The 19,876-nt window shown below is 59.2% G+C and carries 17 protein-coding genes; 8 read left to right on the top strand and 9 right to left on the bottom strand.

Annotated features, from left to right (window positions below; all coding sequences use genetic code 11):
- Nucleotides 1-18: 18 nt before the first annotated feature.
- The 4 genes from WCG50_RS01660 to WCG50_RS01645 form a co-directional block, all read right to left on the bottom strand.
- Nucleotides 19-2,103 (bottom strand): DUF2075 domain-containing protein, encoded by a 2,085-nt coding sequence (locus tag WCG50_RS01660; protein ID WP_336897819.1) that lies wholly within the window; start codon nt 2,101-2,103, stop codon nt 19-21.
- A gap of 72 nt (nt 2,104-2,175) precedes the next feature.
- Nucleotides 2,176-3,996: a 3'-5' exonuclease gene (locus WCG50_RS01655; RefSeq protein WP_336897818.1), complete on the bottom strand. Its 1,821-nt coding sequence runs from the start codon at nt 3,994-3,996 to the stop codon at nt 2,176-2,178.
- 56 nt (nt 3,997-4,052) lie between these two features.
- On the bottom strand, nt 4,053-4,700 hold the full coding sequence (gene maiA, locus WCG50_RS01650) for a maleylacetoacetate isomerase (RefSeq protein WP_336897852.1): 648 nt from the start codon (nt 4,698-4,700) through the stop codon (nt 4,053-4,055).
- A 46-nt stretch (nt 4,701-4,746) separates the two neighbouring features.
- Complete coding sequence (locus WCG50_RS01645; RefSeq protein ID WP_336897817.1) at nt 4,747-6,111, bottom strand: AarF/ABC1/UbiB kinase family protein; 1,365 nt, start codon at nt 6,109-6,111, stop codon at nt 4,747-4,749.
- Between the two features lie 107 nt (nt 6,112-6,218).
- Between WCG50_RS01645 and WCG50_RS01640 the strand changes: the two genes are divergently transcribed.
- Both WCG50_RS01640 and WCG50_RS01635 read left to right on the top strand, forming a co-directional pair.
- Nucleotides 6,219-6,626 (top strand): YchJ family metal-binding protein, encoded by a 408-nt coding sequence (locus WCG50_RS01640; protein ID WP_336897816.1) that lies wholly within the window; start codon nt 6,219-6,221, stop codon nt 6,624-6,626.
- A gap of 64 nt (nt 6,627-6,690) precedes the next feature.
- The gene (locus WCG50_RS01635; RefSeq protein WP_336897815.1) at nt 6,691-7,821 is read left to right on the top strand and encodes an ABC transporter substrate-binding protein; all 1,131 of its coding nucleotides are present in this window, start codon (nt 6,691-6,693) and stop codon (nt 7,819-7,821) included.
- 30 nt (nt 7,822-7,851) lie between these two features.
- Here WCG50_RS01635 and WCG50_RS01630 read toward each other — a convergent pair whose 3' ends face one another.
- Nucleotides 7,852-10,821: a DNA topoisomerase III gene (locus tag WCG50_RS01630; RefSeq protein ID WP_336897814.1), complete on the bottom strand. Its 2,970-nt coding sequence runs from the start codon at nt 10,819-10,821 to the stop codon at nt 7,852-7,854.
- Between the two features lie 100 nt (nt 10,822-10,921).
- On the opposite strand from WCG50_RS01630, the gene WCG50_RS01625 reads away from it, so the two are divergent.
- Genes WCG50_RS01625 through WCG50_RS01615 form a run of 3 tightly spaced genes read left to right on the top strand, consistent with a single transcriptional unit; the run spans nt 10,922 to nt 12,884 of the window.
- A complete protein-coding gene (locus WCG50_RS01625; protein WP_336897813.1) occupies nt 10,922-11,401 on the top strand; it encodes an SET domain-containing protein-lysine N-methyltransferase in 480 nt (159 codons plus the stop codon).
- Nucleotide 11,402: 1 nt separating this feature from the next.
- On the top strand, nt 11,403-12,212 hold the full coding sequence (locus WCG50_RS01620) for a biotin--[acetyl-CoA-carboxylase] ligase (protein WP_336897851.1): 810 nt from the start codon (nt 11,403-11,405) through the stop codon (nt 12,210-12,212).
- Nucleotides 12,213-12,224: 12 nt separating this feature from the next.
- Complete coding sequence (locus tag WCG50_RS01615) at nt 12,225-12,884, top strand: SPOR domain-containing protein (RefSeq protein WP_336897812.1); 660 nt, start codon at nt 12,225-12,227, stop codon at nt 12,882-12,884.
- Here WCG50_RS01615 and WCG50_RS01610 read toward each other — a convergent pair.
- The 3 genes from WCG50_RS01610 to WCG50_RS01600 all read right to left on the bottom strand — a co-directional run bounded on the left by WCG50_RS01610 (nt 12,881) and on the right by WCG50_RS01600 (nt 15,703).
- The gene (locus WCG50_RS01610; protein ID WP_336897811.1) at nt 12,881-14,335 is read right to left on the bottom strand and encodes a sensor histidine kinase N-terminal domain-containing protein; all 1,455 of its coding nucleotides are present in this window, start codon (nt 14,333-14,335) and stop codon (nt 12,881-12,883) included. The two genes, WCG50_RS01615 and WCG50_RS01610, sit on opposite strands and share 4 nt — an antisense overlap.
- Nucleotides 14,336-14,437: 102 nt before the next feature.
- Nucleotides 14,438-15,112: a response regulator transcription factor gene (locus WCG50_RS01605; protein ID WP_336897810.1), complete on the bottom strand. Its 675-nt coding sequence runs from the start codon at nt 15,110-15,112 to the stop codon at nt 14,438-14,440.
- 102 nt (nt 15,113-15,214) lie between these two features.
- Nucleotides 15,215-15,703, bottom strand: a complete 489-nt coding sequence (locus WCG50_RS01600; protein ID WP_336897809.1) for a MarR family transcriptional regulator — start codon at nt 15,701-15,703, stop codon at nt 15,215-15,217.
- A 156-nt stretch (nt 15,704-15,859) separates the two neighbouring features.
- Between WCG50_RS01600 and recA the strand changes: the two genes are divergently transcribed.
- Entirely contained in the window at nt 15,860-16,936 is a 1,077-nt protein-coding gene (recA, locus tag WCG50_RS01595; RefSeq protein ID WP_336897808.1) for a recombinase RecA, read from the top strand.
- Nucleotides 16,937-17,026: 90 nt separating this feature from the next.
- Nucleotides 17,027-17,476 carry a recombination regulator RecX gene (gene recX, locus WCG50_RS01590; protein WP_336897807.1) on the top strand — a complete coding sequence of 150 codons (450 nt, stop codon included), beginning with the start codon at nt 17,027-17,029 and terminating at the stop codon, nt 17,474-17,476.
- Between the two features lie 76 nt (nt 17,477-17,552).
- On the opposite strand, the gene argC is transcribed toward recX, so the two are convergent.
- Nucleotides 17,553-18,488 (bottom strand): N-acetyl-gamma-glutamyl-phosphate reductase, encoded by a 936-nt coding sequence (gene argC, locus WCG50_RS01585; RefSeq protein WP_336897806.1) that lies wholly within the window; start codon nt 18,486-18,488, stop codon nt 17,553-17,555.
- 190 nt (nt 18,489-18,678) lie between these two features.
- Between argC and sucC the strand changes: the two genes are divergently transcribed.
- Nucleotides 18,679-19,848: an ADP-forming succinate--CoA ligase subunit beta gene (gene sucC, locus WCG50_RS01580; protein ID WP_336897805.1), complete on the top strand. Its 1,170-nt coding sequence runs from the start codon at nt 18,679-18,681 to the stop codon at nt 19,846-19,848.
- Nucleotides 19,849-19,876 lie beyond the last annotated feature (28 nt).

Here is a 19,876-nt window from a genome sequence, read left to right as displayed (position 1 = left end):
AGCAATCCGCTATCCGCATCATGATCGCCCACGTTCATCAGGATGATTTGTTGGTCTTGAATCAACAGCTCTAGTTACAGCGGGATTCAACGGGCTGATTGGATATCGCAAAATTGTTGCCTCTAGTGGTTGAGGTCCAACGAGCAATTCAGGTAAACCACAGAGCCGCAAGTAGTCGAATGTCTGGTCGTAGAAATCGCAAGGCCGGGTGGGATCGGTTTGGCTACCAAGGGGTACAAATATCACCATCCCTTGGCGTGCGCGGGTCAGGATCACGCGGTACGCATTCTTCAAAAACAGTTGCTTTTCAGTGGCATTTGAACGCTGCCATTTGGTGCCACGAAAGCTGAAGTGTTTCCAAGAGCCCTCGTCATACCGATAGTCGGCATCCCAGCACACGCCAGCCCAATCCAACTCCAGCCCTTGAATGTCAAATTCACTCGCAACTTCTTCGAGGTAGTACGAGGAGCGCACGTCGGTGCGGTCGTTCAGAAACCAAACGGGCGCGTCAATCTGTGACTTCATAAAAATGCCTTCTGGGCGAAGTCGATTTGCCCCAGATGAGGCAACAAGACCAAATCGCTCAGTTCCCCTCGCCATATTGCGCAGCCACTGGCGGGCCGTGTTGAGATCACGGGTCAGTCGAATCGGATATTGATTTGCAATCTTTGCGTAGGCTATGCGAGCATCTATCGGCCTGTTCTCAATGACATGCCCTACGAACTCAGAAAGAGACTCAGCACGAAACGAACGCATTGAAACACCCAAGTGCAACGCTTCGTCTTTAGTCGTCGCAACCTTTTTCAGCGCTTCGCTCGTTTCGCTATCCCAGATGTAGTCGGGATCATCAAGCCGACTGGATACGTGCACGTCCCAATGCGCGAATTGCTGGCCCATCACATCGAGCCACTCCGCTAATCCTCCTTCGCCGGTATTGATCTCCTGACCACCACCGATTAAGCAAACGATGACGCACCAAGACACATGGCGATCCATGACCCCCACCAAGAAAGCGGGTTCGGACATGTCAAAGTCGGCGTGGCCCCGCTTCTGCTGCATGAATTTTGTTGCCTGATCCCGGTTCCAGGCGCGCTGCGCCTCATCAAAAACCACGACACGTTCAACAGGTGCTTTGGGGTCGCGAAGCGCCTCGTCTCTGAAATGATGGATGTTTTGGACAAACCCGGACACCTTGCGGGCCGCATCTTTTTTTGGCACGTTTTCCCGAACCGCCTGATCGCGGGCAAGGGCTTCTCTCAGTACATCGACCAAAGGACCGTTGCCAGACAGAAAAACAGCGTGCTCATCCGCGTGACCGAGTACGCGGGTGGTGGCAATGTTGAGGCCGGCAAGCGTTTTGCCAGCGCCAGGAACGCCGGTCACGAAGCAAATGATCTTTCGGTTTGATACCTTTGCGGTTTCAATCAGTTCATTGATGCGGTCTGTGGTGTGCCCCAAATTCTCCGCATCCGCACCAGACCGCGCAATCTCACGGACGTCATGGTTGCGATACAGCGCTTGTGCTGCCTCAACGATGGTGGGGGTTGGTTGATAACCGGAATGCGACCACTGCGCGTGATTGATCTCGGAAGTATCAGTCTGAACAAGGACCGCTTCAATGATTCCAAAAAGATCTGAAGGGGCCGCACACACGGGCTTAGCCACGTTGTCGTCCGCCCAGCAATAGGTCGAAGGTCCTTGAGTTGATGCATTCGTCGCTATCAAAATTGGCAAGACCGTTGCGTTGTGGCTGCCCTTGTGGAAGTTTTTCAGATCCAATGCGTAGTCATGCACTTGTTCAAGCGCAGCATGGTCAAAAGTAGTCGAACCCACCTTGAATTCAATGACGAAGACAACACCTCGTACAAGAACAACGACATCTGCCCGCTTGCCCATGCGGGGGATAGAAAATTCAAAGTAAATCCTACCGGTATCGAGGCCTGCCAGCGATGTTTTCAGCAGCGTGATTTGTTGCTGCCACGCATTTCGCTGCTGATTTTCAAGCGCAAAACTGTGCCTGGCAGTGAGCTCACCGAGTATCTCGTTCTCGTGGGCATTGCAGAAGGTGGCAAGGTCAGCTTCGTAGTAGGCGATGTGCAGCATGCGTCAGTGTGAATTGGTTTTAGATTGTTGGACGGAGGGCGCGTCTTTTTTATTGATCTGGTCGTCGCTTAGTCACGCCAACCTTCCCCCAAATCCGCCATCACCACTAACGCCAATCACCAACCGCTGCGTCGCCCTCGTCGCCCCGACATAAAACAGCCGCGCCTCGTCCCGCTCGTCCTCGCCCGCAGCGGGCATCTGCCCCACACCCATTAGCGCCACCACCGGAAACTCCAGCCCTTTGCTGGCATGCATCGTCATCACCTTGATGGTGTCCTCATGCGGGTGAAAGCTGCCAGAGCCTTTGCGCATTTCAAACGGCAGTTGCCAGCGGCTCAGGGCCTGGGTGCATTCATTCATTTCGTTGTGGTGGCGGCACAGCACGGCCATGTCGGCCCATGCGTGGCCTTCCTGATGCGCCGCGTTCAGCAGGTCGGCAATCTTGGTCGCTTCGGCGCGCAGGGTGGGCAAGCGGATGATCAGCGGCGCTTCGCCATCGCGCCCGCAGCTGATGGGTTTGAGCAGCGGAATGCCATCGTCGTCCTTGTCGTCGGCGGTCAGTAGGTCGGCGGCAATCAGGTTGGCGGTTTGCAGAATCTGGCGGGTGTTACGGTAGTTGATTTTCAGGATCGTGGTGCGGCCTTGCGCCTGGATGCCCACGCTTTTGAAGCTGAACTGTTTGGAGCGGCTGCGCTCATAAATGCTTTGCGCATCGTCATACAGCACCAGCAGGCTGTTGGTGGCGGGGTCCACCATTTGCGTGACCAATCTGAGCCACTCGGGGGCAAAGTCGTGGCCTTCGTCGATCAGCACCGCCTGGTATTGTCCGCTGGGGATTTGCTGGCGGTCGACACCGCTAATGACGCGTTGAACCATGTCTGCCATCTTCGCGCCGACTTGCATGTTGTGTGCTGGCAGGGTTTGCCCAAAGGCCACCAGTTGGTCACGGCACCATTTATGAAAATGCCTCGCGTGCACTCGGTCGGCCAGCCCTTTGGCCTGCATCACCGAGTCCAGTTTCACGGCCAGTGGCTCGTTGTAGCAAAGGATCAGGATCGGTTTGGCGGCCTGCGTGTAGGCCTTGGCCAGGTACTCGGCGCGGTAGCCGAGGATCATGGTTTTGCCGGAACCGGCCACGCCGTGGATGACGCGGTGGCCGTCGCCCAAGCTGCGCGCCAGTTGCTCTTGCTGCAGGTCCATCACTTGCATGAGGCTGGGCAATTCGGCTTCCACGTCGTTGTCGTCAAACAGCGCGCCTTGGGTTTGCACGCGCACCTCGGGGAACATGATCCAGCGCACACGGTCCAGTTGCGGCAGGCTCATGACGCCGCGCATCATGTACGGAAACATATCCCACAGGCGGCTTTGGAGGTCTTCGGCGTCCACGGATTCAAGCATTTCGTCTTGGCAAATAACGCGGTAGGGCTCAATGGCGTGCTGAAGTTCGGCGGCTTCAAACTGTTTGCGGCTGATATGGGTTAGCACTACGCCGTAACTCCACGGAAAGGCGAGGTTGCCTTGGTGATTGCCGTCTGGCTGCACCAGTTGCGGGTCGCGCTTGAGTGCGTCGACCACTTGGTGCGCGTACTGGCGGGCTTGCTCCAGCGGGTTGGGGACGGTTTTTGGCACGCCGTTGGCCATGATTTCCCAATTGTTTTTGTCGGCGTGCAGGATGGTGGAGCCGAGCTTCCAGTCTTTGACTTCCAGAATCAAAATGCCCCGACGTGGGTGCATCACGCAAAAGTCAGGGTGCGCATAGCGCGGGCCCATCGGCACGTCGTACCAAAGCAGGTAGTCGTCGTCGAGTTTTTGTTCAAGGCGCTCAGCCAGGCGTTTTTCGCCTGACGTCATGCGCGATACGCAGGCGCCAATCGCCGGTATCAAAGTAGCCATGCGTGATCCCGTCCCTGAGATTTGTTCATGGCCCATTATGGGCGCCAGCGGTCCTGTCAAGCCGCGTCTGGTTGTGCCTCGGGTCGGGCCTGCGCAAATGCTTCCAATGCCAGGCAATTTGCCTCAATGCGCAGCAGGTGAGGAAAGGCTTCCAGCGGTGTGTCAAAGCGCCGGGCGTTGTAGATCTGCGGGATCAGGCAGCAGTCGGCCAGCGTCGGCGTTGCGCCATGGCAAAACTCGCCGGTGCTCGCGCTGTGGGCCAACTGGGCTTCAAAGGCGGTGAAGCCGAGCGTGATCCAGTGCTGGATCCATTTGATCTTGGCCGCTTCGTCCACCTTGAGTTCTTGCGCCAGGTAGCGCAGCACGCGCAGGTTGTTCAGCGGATGAATCTCGCAGGCCACCGCTTGCGCCAGCGCGCGCACCCGGGCCCGGCCTGCGGCGTCAAGCGGCAGCAGAGCGGGCGTGGGGTGGGTCTCTTCCAGGTACTCGATGATGGCCATGGATTGGCTCAATGTGTCCTCGCCGTCCACCAGCGCGGGCACCAGATGGGCGGGGTTGATGCGCGCAAAGTCGGCGCCATGTTGCTCACCGCCATGGCGCACCAGATGCACCGGGATCGACGCATACGGCAGGCCCTTGAGGTTGAGCGCAATGCGCACCCGGTAGGCGGCAGAACTGCGAAAGTAGGTGTAAAGCTGGAGCATGGCTTGAAATTCGGTAGGGTTGATCGACGCGGTAATTGCAAACACTTTAGCCGACATGGGCCTTGCTTTTGCGTTTGGGTGTCACAAGCGGCAGCACCAGACCACGCACATTGACACGCGCCTTGAGCCGGGCCGCCAACAGGTAGAGACCGCCGAGTTTGCGGTGCAAAAACAGCGCGTCAGCGGGCGGAATATGCCAGAAATCCCGGTCCAGCCCCAAGGCCATGCCGACATCGCGAATGCGCCGGGGCAGGTCGGATTGGCTGAAGTCGTAGTCGCCCTCAAAGAGCAAGGGTTCGGTCGCCAGCTCAAACAGGTCCAGCACCGCCTCCTGATGCCGCGCCAGGGTGCTGCTGTTGAAATAACCGATGGCAAGGGCTGCGCTGCGCATGGCCTCGCGGTCTTGCGCCATGGCACCCATCATCAGCTGGCGAAACCCTTTCACCAGCGCCGCGGGGTAGGGCCGGGTGGCGCCAAAGTCGAGCAGGATCAGTTGCCGTGTGCGCGGGTCATAGCGGTAGTTGGCAAAGTTGGGGTCGGTCTGGATCAGGCGGAATTCAAACAGCTCGCGCATCAGCAGGTGAATCAGCAAGCCCGCCACCCGGTCGCGTTCGGCTTGCGCCACCTGCACCAGCGACTCCACCTCGACGCCGCCGACAAAGGTCATGGCCAGCACGCTCACGGTCGTCAAGTCGGGCTGCATCGCGGGCAGTAAAAACTCAGGCGCATCGGCCAGCAGTTCGGCGTAGCGCTGCAGGTAGGCGCCTTCGCGCAGGTAGTCGGCCTCGTCGTGCAATTGCAGCTTGGCATCCTTGAGCAAGGGTTGAATGTCCAAGCCTTGGGGCAGCAAGCCCGAGAGGCGCAGCAGCGTGGCGACGTTGTCCACATCGCTGTCGATGCTTTCGCGCACGCCAGGGTACTGAATTTTGATGGCCAGGCGGCGCCCGTCGTGGGTGTGGGCCATGTGCACCTGCCCGATGGAGGCGGCCGCGATCGGCGTGAAAGAAAACTGCGCAAACTGACGCTGCCAGTCGTCGCCCCACTGCGTGTTCAGCACCGCCATGACCTGGCTTTTGGGCATGGCGCGTGCATCCGAGCGCAGGCGCGCCAGAATTTCGCCCAACTCGGGCGGCAGCAAGTCACCGGCATCCATTGAGAGCAGTTGCCCGACCTTCATGGCCGCGCCCCGCAACTGTGCCAGTTGGTCGGCCACGCGCCGGGCGTTGGCCGGCGTCAGCAGCAAATCACCCAGGCGCGGGCGTTTGCCCTGGGCCAGTTGGCGCGCCCCTTCGGCCAGCATGCCGCCCGCCACGCCGGTGGCCAGCGAGCCCAGTCGCGCCAGTCGCGACCAGCGGCCACTTGGCACCGCCGAGGTGGGCGCTTCGCGGGGTGTCGAATCAGTTGTTGCCATGTGCGAATGCCTGATTTTTGCAGAAATATTTACACGGTATGCGATACGTCAGGTCTTTGCTCGCTACAAATTCAATCCCCTTCACATGCCCCCGCTACTATTGCAGCATGAAGAAAACCCTGCACCCTGCCCGCGCGGCCTGTCCTTGCGAAAGTGGCCAGTCTTACGCTGACTGCTGCAGCCTCTGGCATGCGGGCTTGCCTCTGGGCGTGCATGCGCCCACGCCCGAGGCTTTGATGCGTTCGCGTTACAGCGCCTATGTGCTGGGCTTGCTGGAGTACTTGCTGGCCACTTGGCACGCCTCCAGCGCCCCGGGCGACCTGGAGCTGCCGCCGGTCAAGTGGCTGGGGCTGGAGGTGCGCCATGCCGAGGCCGTGGGCGACGCGGGCGTGGTTGAATTCGTGGCGCGTTGCCGCGACAGCCAAGGCGCCCAGCGCATGCATGAAACCAGCCGCTTTGTGCGTCAGGACGGGCGCTGGTATTACATTGACGGGCAGATGTCCGAAGCGCCATGAGCCCGGGTGCCTGCTGAAACCGTTCGCTGCAAATTTTGCGCAACCTTGAAACGTTGGGATTCCCATGAAGATGCTTAAAAAACTGACTTGTCTGGCGCTGGTTTTCACCGCCGCCCTCGCGCATGCCGAGAACGGTGTGACCGACAAGGAAATTGTGATTGGTCAGTTTGCGGTCATCAGCGGGCCAGCGGCCCAACTCGGGCAGCGCATGCAGTTGGGGATGCAGACTTACTTCAATGTCGTTAACGCGCAGGGCGGCATCCATGGGCGCTCGATCAAACTGATCACCCGGGACGATGGCTATGAGCCCGACAAAGCCGCCGCCGCCGTCAAGGCGCTCATCAACGAGGACAAGGTGTTTGCACTGGCGGGCTCGGTCGGCACGCCCACAGGCCTGGCCGCGCTGCCGATACTGACCGAGGCGCAAGTGCCGCTGGTGGGCATGTTCACCGGCGCGCAAGCGCTGCGCGAGCCATTTAACCGACAGGTGTTTCATGTGCGGGCCAGTTATTTTGACGAGACCGAACGCATGGTGCAGCACCTCACCACGCTGGGCGTCAAAAAAATCGCAGTGTTTTATCAGAATGATGCCTACGGCAAGGCCGGTCTGGAGGGCGTCGAGCGGGCGTTAACCAAGCGCCAGCTCAAGCCCGTGGCCACAGGTACGGTGGAGCGCAACAGTGTGGACGTGGCCAAGTCGCTGGAGGCCATCCTCAAGTCGGAACCTGAAGCTGTGGTGCAGATCAGCGCCTATAAATCGTCAGCCGCCTTCTTCAAGCAGGCGCGGGCCAAAGGGTATGGCGGCCAGTTTTTCAACGTCAGTTTCGTCGGCTCCAAAGCGCTGGCAGACGATCTCGGCGATGCCGGGCAGGGTGTGGTGATCTCGCAAGTGGTGCCATTTCCTTATGCAGGCAACAGTGGTGTTGTTCGGGACTACCAGCAACGCATGCTGGAAGCGGGGCAAAAAGAATTTGACTTCACCAGCATGGAAGGCTACCTGACGGCCCGCGTGCTGGTGGAAGGTTTGCGCCGTGCCGGGCGCACCCTCACCCGCGAATCACTCATCAGCGGACTGGAGTCCATGCACGATGTGAATCTGGGCGGCTTTACTGTCAACTACAGCGCCAAAAACCACCAGGGCTCCAACTTCACCGACCTGACCATCATTGGCCGCGGCGGCAAGTTCATGCATTGAAAAAGGCGCCCCGTGGGGCACCTGTTTCACTCAACCCAAGTGCTTGCCGACAATTCCGGCCAACTCGAACATCGTCACCTGCGGTTTGCCAAACACCGCCAGCAACTTGGCATCGGCGTTGATGGCGCGTTTGTTGGTGGCGTCCTGCAGGTTGTTGGCCTTGATGTAATCCCACAGCTTTTTGATGACCTGTGGGCGGGCGATGGCCTCACTGCCAATGACGGCGGCCAAGGCCTCGCTCGGCTGCGCACCGGCGGCGGGAGCCTTGGTGGATGTTTTGCGCGGCACTTTGACCGCAGCCGTCTTGCTCGCCGTTTTCTTGGTAGCGGCCTTCTTTGCAGGTGCTTTTTTGGCTGCAGTCCCCGTTGCACCTGCGCGAGTAGCTACTGTTTTAGTAGCGCCAGCGGCGGTCTTGCGTGGCGGGAATTTGCTCGGTGCAAATTCAAAGTTCACCTTGCCCGCTTCGGCGTCCCACGCCAGCATGGCCTTGAAGCCGCGGCGGGTGCGCATCGAGACAAACTTGTCCAGTAAATCGGTTTTGCCGGTCGCCAGCAGCTTGGTCATTTGCTCGCGCTCAATCGGTTGTTGCAGGATGATCTGGCCGCTCTTGAAGTCGCAACTGGGTGTCGGCTGCGCCAGCGTTGGAACGGCTTTTTCGCACACATAATTTTTACCATGCTCAAACACGGAGCCGCCACATTTGGGGCAAACGCCGAGGGCTTGCTGGCCGCTAAAGTCAATCAACTCGCCGGATTCTTCGCCCTTCTTGTCGTCGCCAAAGTCAAATTCGAGTTTGTAGTTTTTGCTCTCTTCGTCAAACTTGATGATCATTTCGGCCGTGAACGGCCAGCCCGCTTTGGAGCGGAAGCCGCTCAACGGGCCAATCTTGCGGTCGCGCAGGAATTGCTCCACTTCGACCGCTTCAAAGGTACGCCCAGCCGGGGTTTTGCCAAACGAGAAGCCGCAACCATCGCTGCGGCCGTCGGCGCCGGTGCAGGTGTAACGGCGGTAGTTTTCTTTGACGATGCCGCCGCAGTTAGGGCAGGGGCTGCTGAGCGTGGCGTAGTCGCCAGGCACCGTATCGCGGTCGTATTCCTTGGCTTTTTTAACCAAACGCTCGGTCATGGCGGCAATGTCGGCCATGAAGGATTCGCGCGACAGCTTGCCTTGCTCCATCTGCGCGAGTTTGTATTCCCACTCGCCGGTGAGTTCGGCTTTGGTCAACTCCTGCACGTCCAGACCGCGTAAGAGCGTCATCAACTGCATGGCCTTGGCCGAGGGAATCAGCTCGCGGCCTTCGCGCAGCATGTATTCCTGGGCAATCAAGCCTTCGATGATGCTGGAGCGGGTGGCCGGGGTGCCGAGGCCTTTTTCCTGCATGGCTTCGCGCAGTTCGTCGTCTTCAACAGTTTTGCCAGCGCCTTCCATGGCCCCGAGCAACGTGGCTTCGGTGTAGCGGGCAGGCGGACGGGTTTTGAGGGCCTTGGGGTCAACCGACTCGGCATTGACCAACTCGCCGGGTTTGACCGGCACCAGGTTGCCCGCACTCTTGTCGCCGTTGTCGGACTGCTCGGCGGCGGCTTCCTTGCCGTAAATCGCCAGCCAGCCGGGTTTGACCAGCACCTTGCCTTCGGTCTTGAAGCTGTGGCCGACCGCAGTCGAGATGCGTGTGGTGATCTGGTACTCGGCCGCCGGGAAGAACACTGCCATGAAGCGGCGCACCACCAGGTCGTAAATCTTTTGCTCGGTCTCCGAGAGGCCGCTCGGGGCTTGCAGGGTCGGGATGATGGCAAAGTGATCGCTCACCTTGGCGTTGTCAAAAATGCGTTTGCTCGGGCGAATGTAGTTGCCGTTCAGCGCGGTCAGCGCGTGCGGGGCCAGGTGCTTCATGCCGCTGTCGGCCAGCATCTCAAAGGTCTGCTTGACGACCGGCACGTAATCTTCGGGCAGTGCGCGCGAATCGGTCCGCGGGTAGGTCAGGGCTTTGTGGCGCTCGTACAGGCTTTGCGCGATCGAGAGCGTGGTCTTGGCGGAGAAACCAAACTTGCCATTGGCCTCACGTTGCAGGCTGGTCAAATCGAACAGCAGCGGCGACACCTGCGTAGTGGGCTTGCTTTCTTCGGTCACGCTGGCTTTTTGGCCGCGCACGGCGGCGGCGATGGCCTCGGCTTCGCGCAGGTTCCAGACCCGGTCGGCCTTGAGTTCGGCGTCGGCTTCGTCGTTGCCGGCGGCGGCATTGGCCGCGGCTTTTTTCCACTTGGGGTCAAACCATTTGGCCGGGTAGGCACCGGCTTGCGCGCCGAAGGTGGCGTGAATTTCCCAGTAATCGCGGCTGATGAATTTGCGGATTTTTTCTTCGCGCTCCACCACCACGCTCAAGGTGGGCGTTTGCACCCGACCCACGGTGGTCAGAAAGAAGCCACCATCACGCGAGTTAAACGCCGTCATGGCGCGCGTGCCGTTGATGCCGACCAGCCAGTCCGCCTCCGAGCGGCAGCGCGCGGCATCAGCCAGCGGCAGCATTTGCTCGTTGCTGCGCAGGGAGTTGAAGCCGTCGCGAATGGCTTGCGGGGTCATGGACTGCAGCCACAGGCGGTTGACCGGTTTGCCCAACGGCTTGGCGCCTCCGGCATATTGTTCGATCAAGCGAAAAATCAGCTCACCCTCGCGGCCCGCATCGCAGGCGTTGATGAGTTTGTCCACGTCCTTGCGCTTGGCCTGTTTGACGACGGCATTGAGCCGTGTTTTGGTCTTGTCCATCGGCTTCAGGTCGAAGTACGGCGGAATCACCGGCAGGTTGGCAAAGCTCCACTTGCCGCGCTTGACGTCAAATTCTTCGGGCGCCTGAATCTCGACCAGATGGCCGACCGCGCTGGTCACGACGTATTGGTCGTTCTCGAAATGTTCGTCGTGTTTTTCGAACTTGCCCGCGATCGGCGTGAGCGCTTTCACGATGTCTTGTGCAACCGAAGGCTTTTCGGCAATAACTAAAGTTTTCATCACTACAATCCATTTTCTCGCGGGCGCCCAAGCGCACGCACACACAGGTGGGCGCACACACGTGCGCCCATACGAGTTCACCATACCAAATTTTTTTGTCGTGTCCAAAAAAACCACCTCCAGCCCCAGCCGCCGAATTCAAACCCGACGCTCCGGCGTGCACGGCAAAGGCGTTTTTGCGGTGCAGGATATCGCAGAGGGCGAAACCTTGCTGGAGTACGTGGGCGAGGTGATTGACTGGCCCGAAGCCTTGGCGCGTCACCCGCATGACCCGACCGACCCCAACCACACGTTTTATTTCACGGTGGACGAAGATCGCGTGATTGATGCCAAAGTGGGCGGCAACTCCTCACGCTGGATCAACCATTCCTGCAACCCCAACTGCGAAGCCGACGAGCAAAACGGGCGCATCTTCATCAAGGCGCTGCGCAACATCCCGGCGGGCGAAGAGTTGAACTACGACTACGGTCTGGTCATTGATGCGCGCTACACCGCCAAATTGAAGGCCAACTACCCCTGCTGGTGTGGCGCTGCAAACTGCCGTGGCACGCTGCTGGCTCCCAAAAGCGGACGCCGCTAAGGTGACGAGCCTGAACCAGCCGATCCGTTGGCCCGCCGAGGCTATCTGGGAAGCCGTAGCGCCTGAGTTACCCGGCTTCACCGTGGAAATCGTGCCGCAAATCGACTCCACCAATTCCGAGTTGATGCGACGCGCTCGCACCGGGCGTTTTGAGCCGGTGTTGCTGGTGACCGAGCAGCAAACGGCAGGTCGGGGCCGCTTGGGGCGCGACTGGCAGAGTGGTGCCGGCACGCCACAACCGGGTGCCACTGCGCTGACTTTTTCTGTGGGTCTGCCCTTGTACCCGGTGGACTGGTCAGGCCTGTCATTGGCTGTGGGTGTCAGCGTGGTGCAAAGCCTGCACCCTGATTTGCGCCTGAAATGGCCCAATGATGTGTGGTTGAACGACCGCAAACTGGCCGGTATTCTGATCGAGACGGCCAGTATTGGGGCGCAGCGCTATGCCGTGATTGGTGTTGGTATCAACATCCGGGAGCCCGCTGCCACCGGATTGGCCACGCCACCGGCCGGGCTCGTGGAGGTCTTGCCGGGGATCGATGCGCCGCACGCCCTGTTGCGCCTCATCGCCCCCTTGGTGCGCACCATCAAGTCGTTTGAGTCGCTGGGGTTTGGGCCGTTTCAGCGCCTGTTCAATGAACGGGACGCGTTGGGGGGCTTGCCCGTGACCCTCAGTGACGGCATGACCGGCACCGCGCAAGGCGTCGACAGCGTGGGTGCCTTGCAGGTGCTGACCGCGCAGGGTTTGAAAAAAATAACCAGTGCCGAGGTCAGTGTGCGTCCGCAGAGCGCACCGCCCTATGCCAACCTGTAACCTGCATTGACCATGTTGCGCTTCATCCTCCTCGCCCTGGTTTTGCTGAATGGCCTCTATTTCGCCTGGTCGCAGGGCTTGCTGATCGGGCTCGGTTGGGCCCCCACGCAGCAAATCGAGCCGCAACGCATGGCCCAGCAAATCAGGCCGGAAGCGCTGCGCTTGCTGAGTCCCCAGGAATTACGTCAGCCTGAAGTGGTGCCGCTCGCAGCCGCCAAGCCGTCAGTCTGCTTGCAGGCCGGGTTGTTTGACGAGGTGCAGGGCGAGCTATTGCGACGCACGCTGGCGCAGGTCTTGCCGGCCGGGTCATGGCAGCTGGAGTCCGCCGTGGCGCCCGCCCGCTGGATTGTCTTCATGGGCAAATACGCCAATGCCGAAGAACTGGCTAAAAAACGTCAGCAGTTGGCCTTCCTGAATCTTAAATTTGAACCACTGGCCAATCCATCGCTGGGTTTGGGTTTGTCCCTGGGTGGTTTTGAGACGCAGGCCGCGGCCAATGCCGCCTTGGAGGCCTTCAGTCGACGTGGCGTTCGCACGGCACGCGTGCTGCAGGAGCGGGCCGAGGAGCACGGCCTGGCCCTGCAATTGCCCGTGGTTGATGAGGCCTTGAAAGCCCGTCTGGATGATCTAAAACCGGCCCTGGCTGGCAAGAGCCTGAGCCCCTGCCCTTAAGCTTGCTCGAGGATCGTGGTGTCGACCTTGAAGCGCACGGTGAAACGGGCGCCCGGTGGCACCAGACCCGGATGGGTCGATTCCATGTTGACCGTTGCATTGTGCTGATGGGCGATCTCCATCACGATCGGTAGTCCCAGGCCAGTGCCATCGGCTTCGGTGCCCAGTGCGCGGTAAAACGGTTGAAAAATCAACTCCCGTTCTGCTTCTGGTACACCCGGCCCGGAGTCTTCAACCTGCAACACCAGCGACTTGCCAAACGGGTCCGTCAGCACACGGGCGGTGATGACGCCGGGCGCGTCCATGCTGGAGGGCGTGTAGTTGATGGCGTTGTCCACCAGATTGCGAATCAGCTCCTTGAGCAGCGTTGGGTTGCCGGCCAGTTGGCCGCCTTCGGTGCCGGGCTGCGGACCTTCGTAGCCCAGATCAATGTGTTTTTCAAGGGCCCGTGGCACGCAGTCGCGCACGACCGACATCGTCAACTCGGCCAGATCGTTGGTGACGCGCGGCATGGCCGAGCCACTGCTCTCGGCCCGGGCCAGCGCCAGCAACTGATTGACGGTGTGGGTGGCCCGAATGCTGGCACGGCCAATCTGGCGCAGCGACTGTTTCAGTTCCTCGGCGTTGGCGCCCTCGCGTTGTGCCAGATCGGCTTGCATGCGCAACCCTGCCAGTGGGGTCTTGAGTTGGTGCGCGGCATCTGCCAGAAAGCGTTTTTGGGTCGAGATTGACTCCTTCAGTCGCATTAAAAGATCGTTGACTGAGTACACCAGCGGCGCCACCTCCAGCGGCACGGCCTGCGCGTCAATCGGGCTCAGGTCATCGGGTTTGCGGGCCCGGATGCGTTCTTCAAGCTGGTTCAGGGGTTTGATGGCTTGCACCAGCGCCAGCCACACCAGCAGCACGGCCATCGGCAAAATCACAAACTGCGGCAGCATCACGCCTTTGACAATCTCAGTCGCGAGCACCGAGCGTTTTTCCATGGTTTCTGCGACTTGGATCAGGGCGGTGCGGTTGCCCGGCAATGGCAGTTTGATCCATGTGTAAGCTATTTTTACGTCCACGCCGTGGACTTCTGCATCCCGTATGTGGACTTCACCGTAGACCACTTTTTCTTCTTCAGGTGGCAACGGCAAGTCGCGCTCGCCAGCTAGAAACTCGCCTTTGGCGCCCATCACTTGGTAGTACACCGTGTCTGAGTCATTGGCGCGTAGCAGCTCTCGTGCGGGCAGTGGCAGATTGAATTGCACCCGGTTGTTGCTGACAGTGACCAACTGCGCCAGTGCCCCGACGTTGTACTCCAGTGCTCTGTCAAAAGGTTTGCCGGCAATGCTTTGCGCGACCAGCCAAGTCAGCACCAGGCTGATCGGCCACAGCAGCAGCAACGGCGTGAGCATCCAGTCCAGGATTTCGCCGAACAGGGACCGCTGCTCGCGGTGGAAAATATTCACGACGGGAGAGTCGAAACTGCCGCTGCGCCGGGCCGCCCCAAGCAAGGCACGGCCCCCTCGGGGGGCAGCGCAGCACACGCAGTGGCAAGCGTGGGGGTCATATCAGCCAGGAATTTTTTCCAGGCAATAACCCAGGCCCCTGACGGTGGCGATGCGGATCGGACCTTTTTCGATTTTTTTGCGCAGGCGGTGAATGTAGACCTCGATGGCGTTGTTGCTCACTTCTTCACCCCACTCGCACAAACGCTCCACCAGTTGGTCTTTGCTGACCAAGCGTCCCGAGCGTTGCAGCAGAACTTCGAGCAAGCCGAGTTCCCTTGCCGACAACTCGACCATCACGCCGTCGATGGTGGCCACCCGGCCACCCTGGTCGTAAATCAGCGGGCCGTGTTTGATGGTGCTGCTGGCCGAGCCCATGCCGCGGCGACTTAACGCACGCACGCGCGCCTCAAGCTCCGACAGGCTGAAGGGTTTTGCCATGTAGTCGTCGGCGCCGTAGTCCAGACCTTTGACGCGCTCTTCGACGCTGTCAGCGGCGGTGAGGATCAAAACGGGAAGCGCAGAGCCGCGGGCGCGGAGCTTTTTCAGAACCTCCAGGCCGTGCATTTTGGGCAGGCCCAGGTCCAGAATCAGCAGATCGAACTCGGTGTTGGTCATGAGCGCGGCATCGGCTTCGGTGCCACTGGCCACATGGTCAACGGCGGCGCCTGAGCTGCGCAAGGTGCGCAACAAGCCATCGGCCAGTACCTGGTCATCTTCTGCAATCAGAATTCTCATCATCGTCTCCGTAGGGGGTGAATGCCGGTTGCGGGCGCCTGTATTTTGCTTATTCTAGGCTTACAAGTCTAATGGTTATTTAGCGCTCAGCGCTCAGTGTTTTCACCCAGAATAAGCTTCGAGTCCGATCGCGATGACGGTGGCCACTTCATTGCCCACTGCAGCGCGTAACTCGGCTTCAGCCTGCGCCACCGCCTGTTGGAATGCCTGGAGCCAGGCCAGTCCGATCGGGGTGAAAACGATGCGTCGGGCGCGGGCATCGCGCGGGTCATCCAGTCGCGTCACCAGACCCCATGCCTCGCATTGCTCGACCAGTTTGCCCATGGCTTGCTTGCTCATGCCGGCCCGCTCGGCCAGATCCGTGAGGCGCGAGCCTTCAAGCGCCAAGTGACGGGTAATGTGCACATGCGAAGCGCTCAAGCTGCCCCGGGCCGCCAGATTCGACAGGGCCAGTGGCACATTCTCGTTGCGCGCCATCAGGAACAGCACCCGGGCATCAAAGCGCTGCAGCGCCAGGTTCATCCAGTGGCCCAGGTGCGTTTGGCGCCAATGGTCGGCCTGGGCGGTGGGCGGAGCAAGTGAATTTGTCATGCATTAAATAGTAAGCTAAATTGACTAAAAAAACTCTTTACAGGTTTGAATCGCGTACTAAACTACTGTTCAAGCATCCAGCCTGTTATTAAAAACAGAAGGATGCGCCCAGCTTCAACCACCGACTTCATCTGTTGTCATTCAAGGAGAATTTTCATGGACGCACCCGTTAAACCCCCCGTCAACGCCGAAAAAGCCAAGGCCCTGCAAGTAGCACTGGCCCAGATTGAAAAACAGTTCGGCAAAGGCACCATCATGCGGCTCGGCGAGGGCGAGGTGATTGAAGACATCCAGGTGGTGTCCACCGGCTCGCTCGGGCTGGACGTGGCGCTGGGTGTGGGCGGCTTGCCACGCGGCCGGGTGGTCGAAATCTACGGCCCCGAGTCTTCAGGCAAGACCACGCTCACCCTGCAAGTGATTGCCGAAATGCAAAAAATAGGCGGACAGTGCGCTTTTGTCGATGCTGAACATGCGCTGGACATCCAGTACGCTCAAAAACTCGGCGTCAACCTGCAAGACTTGCTGATCAGCCAGCCCGACACCGGTGAACAGGCGTTGGAGATTGTGGACAGTTTGGTGCGCTCCGGCGCGGTCGATTTGATCGTGGTCGACTCGGTCGCGGCACTGACACCCAAGGCCGAGCTGGAAGGCGAAATGGGCGACTCGCTGCCCGGCCTGCAAGCCCGCCTGATGAGTCAGGCGTTGCGCAAACTCACCGCCCACATTAAAAAGACCAACTGCATGGTCATTTTTATCAACCAGATTCGCATGAAGATTGGTGTGATGTTTGGCTCGCCGGAGACCACCACCGGCGGCAATGCGCTGAAGTTCTACGCCTCGGTGCGGCTGGACATTCGCCGCATCGGCACCATCAAGAAGGGTGACGAGGCCATTGGCAACGAAACCCGCGTCAAGGTCGTCAAGAACAAGGTGGCCTCGCCCTTCAAGACGGCAGAGTTTGATATCTTGTTTGGGGAAGGCATCAGCCGCCATGGCGAGATCATCGACATGGGTGTGACCGCCAATATTCTGGACAAGTCGGGCGCCTGGTATGCCTACAACGGCGAAAAAATCGGCCAGGGCCGTGACAATGCCCGCGAGTTCCTGCGTGAGAACCCCGCCTTGTCGCTGGAGATTGAAAACAAGGTGCGCCTGTCGCTGGGCATTCCTTTGTTGCAAGGTGCGCCAGAAGCCGAACCAAAGCCCAAAGCTGTAAGCAAAAAAGCAGTCTAGCCCCCGTCTTACCTGCGCAAGTAGCTATTTAAAAAATAGCAAACTGGCGCAGGTGGCGAGAGTCACTCATTCTTATTGCCACAAGCCCCTATGTCTTTTGCCCAACTTTCCCTGAAGGGTCGTGCTTTGCGTTTGCTCAGCGGACGAGAGCATTCGCGGCTGGAGTTGGAGCGCAAACTTAAAAACTTCGAAGAAGAACCCGGCGAGTTGGCGCGGGTGTTGGACGAACTGCAGGCCAAGGGTTTCATCAGCGAAGCGCGAGTCATTGAATCCATCGTGCACCGCCGTGCCGCCAAGTTGGGCACTGCCCGCATCAAGCAGGAATTACAAGGCAAAGGACTGGACCCCGAAGCGGTTAGCGCAGCGCTGGCAGGCTTGAAGGCCACAGAGCAGGTTCGGGCACAGGAAGTCTGGCGCAAGAAATTCGGAGAACCTGCAGAGGATGCACAAGCCGCCGCCAAACAAATGCGGTTTCTGGCGGCGCGTGGTTTTGGCGGGGACGTGATCCGAAAAGTGGTGGGACAGACCTCAGACGACTAATATATAGTCAAATAGGTCTCAAGCCCCCGTGCTAATTGCGCAAGTAGCTATTAATAACATAGCATTTTTCAGGCGCTTACAGCCCCAGCATCAGTTTCAGGTTTTGTACCGCAGCGCCGCTGGCGCCTTTGCCCAGATTGTCCAAACGGGCGACCAACACAGCATGGTGAAAATCATCGTTTGCACCGTCGTTGGCGAACACACGCAACTCCAGTTTATTGGTGTCGGCCAATGCCACGGCATCCAGTTTGTTGTCAGGCGTAGCAGGCAATACGCTCACCCACTCGCTGCCAGCGTAGTGTTTTGCCAACGCATCGTGCAAATCTTGCGCGCTGGGTTGGCCTGGCAACAAGTCCAGATCAAGCGGCAATTGCACCAGCATGCCTTGCTTGAAATTGGCCACAGCGGGAATGAATACCGGGCGGCGCGTCAGGCCGGTGTAGGCCATGATTTCGGGAATGTGTTTGTGCTTCAAACCCAGGGCATACAACTCAAACGCAGGCGCTTCGCCTTTTTCATAGGCCTCAATCATGGGGCGGCCACCGCCCGAAAAACCGCTGACCGAGGGCAGCGTGAGGGAGAAATCTTTCGGGATCAGACCTGCGTCAATGAGTGGGCGAATCAGCGCAATGGCGCCGGTGGCGTAGCAGCCCGGGTTGGCCACACGGTTCGACTGGGCTACCGCCTCTTTTTGCCCCGCGACCAATTCAGGAAAGCCAAACACCCAGCCCGGCGCGGTGCGGTGGGCGGTGGAAGCATCAATGATTTTGGGACCAGGTTGGCCGGTTGTGTGCGCCGTGGCGTCGATCATGGCGACGGATTCAATCGCTGCATCATCGTGCAGGCACAACACCACCAAATCGACCTGCGCCATCAGGGCGCGCTTGGCTTCGGGGTCTTTGCGCAGTTCAGGCGCAATGCTTACGACTTCGAGGCCGGGTAGGGTCTGAAGGCGTTCACGAATTTGTAGCCCAGTGGTACCGGCTTCGCCGTCAATAAATATTTTGTGCATGGTGGCGTTCTCCGCGTCAGTTTCAATTCAGATGGTCACTTGATAATTATGAATTATGCAAGTGACGCGCAGGCTAGTTTTGGTGCGTTGCAGCATGATACAGTTCGAAGTTGCGTTGACCAGTGCCCGCCAAACAGCTGCCAAGCTGAGTGGCCGGATAAGAAACTACCCCTCCCGATAGAGAGTCCTCATGAAGATTCACGAATACCAAGGCAAGGAAATCTTGCGCCAAGCTGGTGTACCGGTGCCTCGCGGCATCCCGGCATTCACCGTTCAAGAAGCGGTGGAAGCCGCTCAAAAACTGGGCGGCCCAGTGTGGGTCGTCAAGGCTCAAATTCATGCGGGTGGCCGTGGCAAGGGCGGCGGCGTCAAGCTTGCGCGCTCCATTGATGACGTCAAGAAGATCGCTGGCGAAATTTTGGGCATGCAGCTCATCACCCACCAGACTGGCCCAGAAGGCCAAAAGGTCCGTCGCCTCCTTATCGAAGACGGCGCTGACATCAAAAAAGAATACTACGTGTCGGCAGTGACCGACCGCGCTACCCAGCGCGTGGCGTTCATCGTCTCCTCCGAAGGCGGCATGGACATCGAGGAAGTGGCCCATTCCACCCCCGAGAAAATCATTACAGAGTTCGTTGATCCAGCCCTCGGCCTGACCGACGCACAAGCCAAAATGCTCGCCGAGAGCATTGGCGTGCCAGCGGGTTCCATTGCCCAGTGCATGGACGTGTTGCAAAAGCTGTACAAGGTTTACATGGACACCGACGCATCGTTGGTCGAAATCAACCCCTTGATCCTTGAAGGCAACGGCGGCATCAAAGCCATTGACGCAAAGTTCAACTTTGACGCCAACGCGCTGTACCGTCACCCAGAAATCGTGGCCTACCGCGACCTGGACGAAGAAGATCCTGCTGAAGTCGAAGCCAGCAAGTTTGACCTCGCTTACATCAGCCTGGACGGCGACATCGGTTGCCTGGTCAACGGTGCTGGTCTGGCCATGGCCACCATGGACACCATCAAGTTGTTCGGCGCTGAGCCAGCCAACTTCCTGGACGTGGGCGGCGGTGCTACCCCCGAGAAGGTCACGGAAGCCTTCAAGATCATGTTGAAAAACCCCAAGGTCAAGGCCATTTTGGTCAACATCTTCGGCGGCATCATGAAGTGCGACACCATCGCCACCGGCGTGATCACGGCTTGCAAAGCCACCAACCTGAGTGTGCCGCTGGTCGTGCGCATGAAGGGCACCAATGAAGAGTTGGGCAAAAAAATGCTGGCCGAGTCCGGTCTGCCCATCATCAGCGCAGACACCATGGCCGATGCTGCCGAAAAAGTGGTTGCTGCTGTTAAAGCCGCGGCTTGATAAACCCTTGCGGGACAGACCGCAGTTC

The sequence above is a fragment of the Rhodoferax sp. genome, from assembly GCF_037143375.1.
In the GTDB taxonomy this organism is placed as follows: domain Bacteria; phylum Pseudomonadota; class Gammaproteobacteria; order Burkholderiales; family Burkholderiaceae_C; genus Rhodoferax.
The sequence above is the reverse complement of the archived record's forward strand: the minus strand, read 5'-3'. Positions and strand labels throughout refer to the sequence as shown.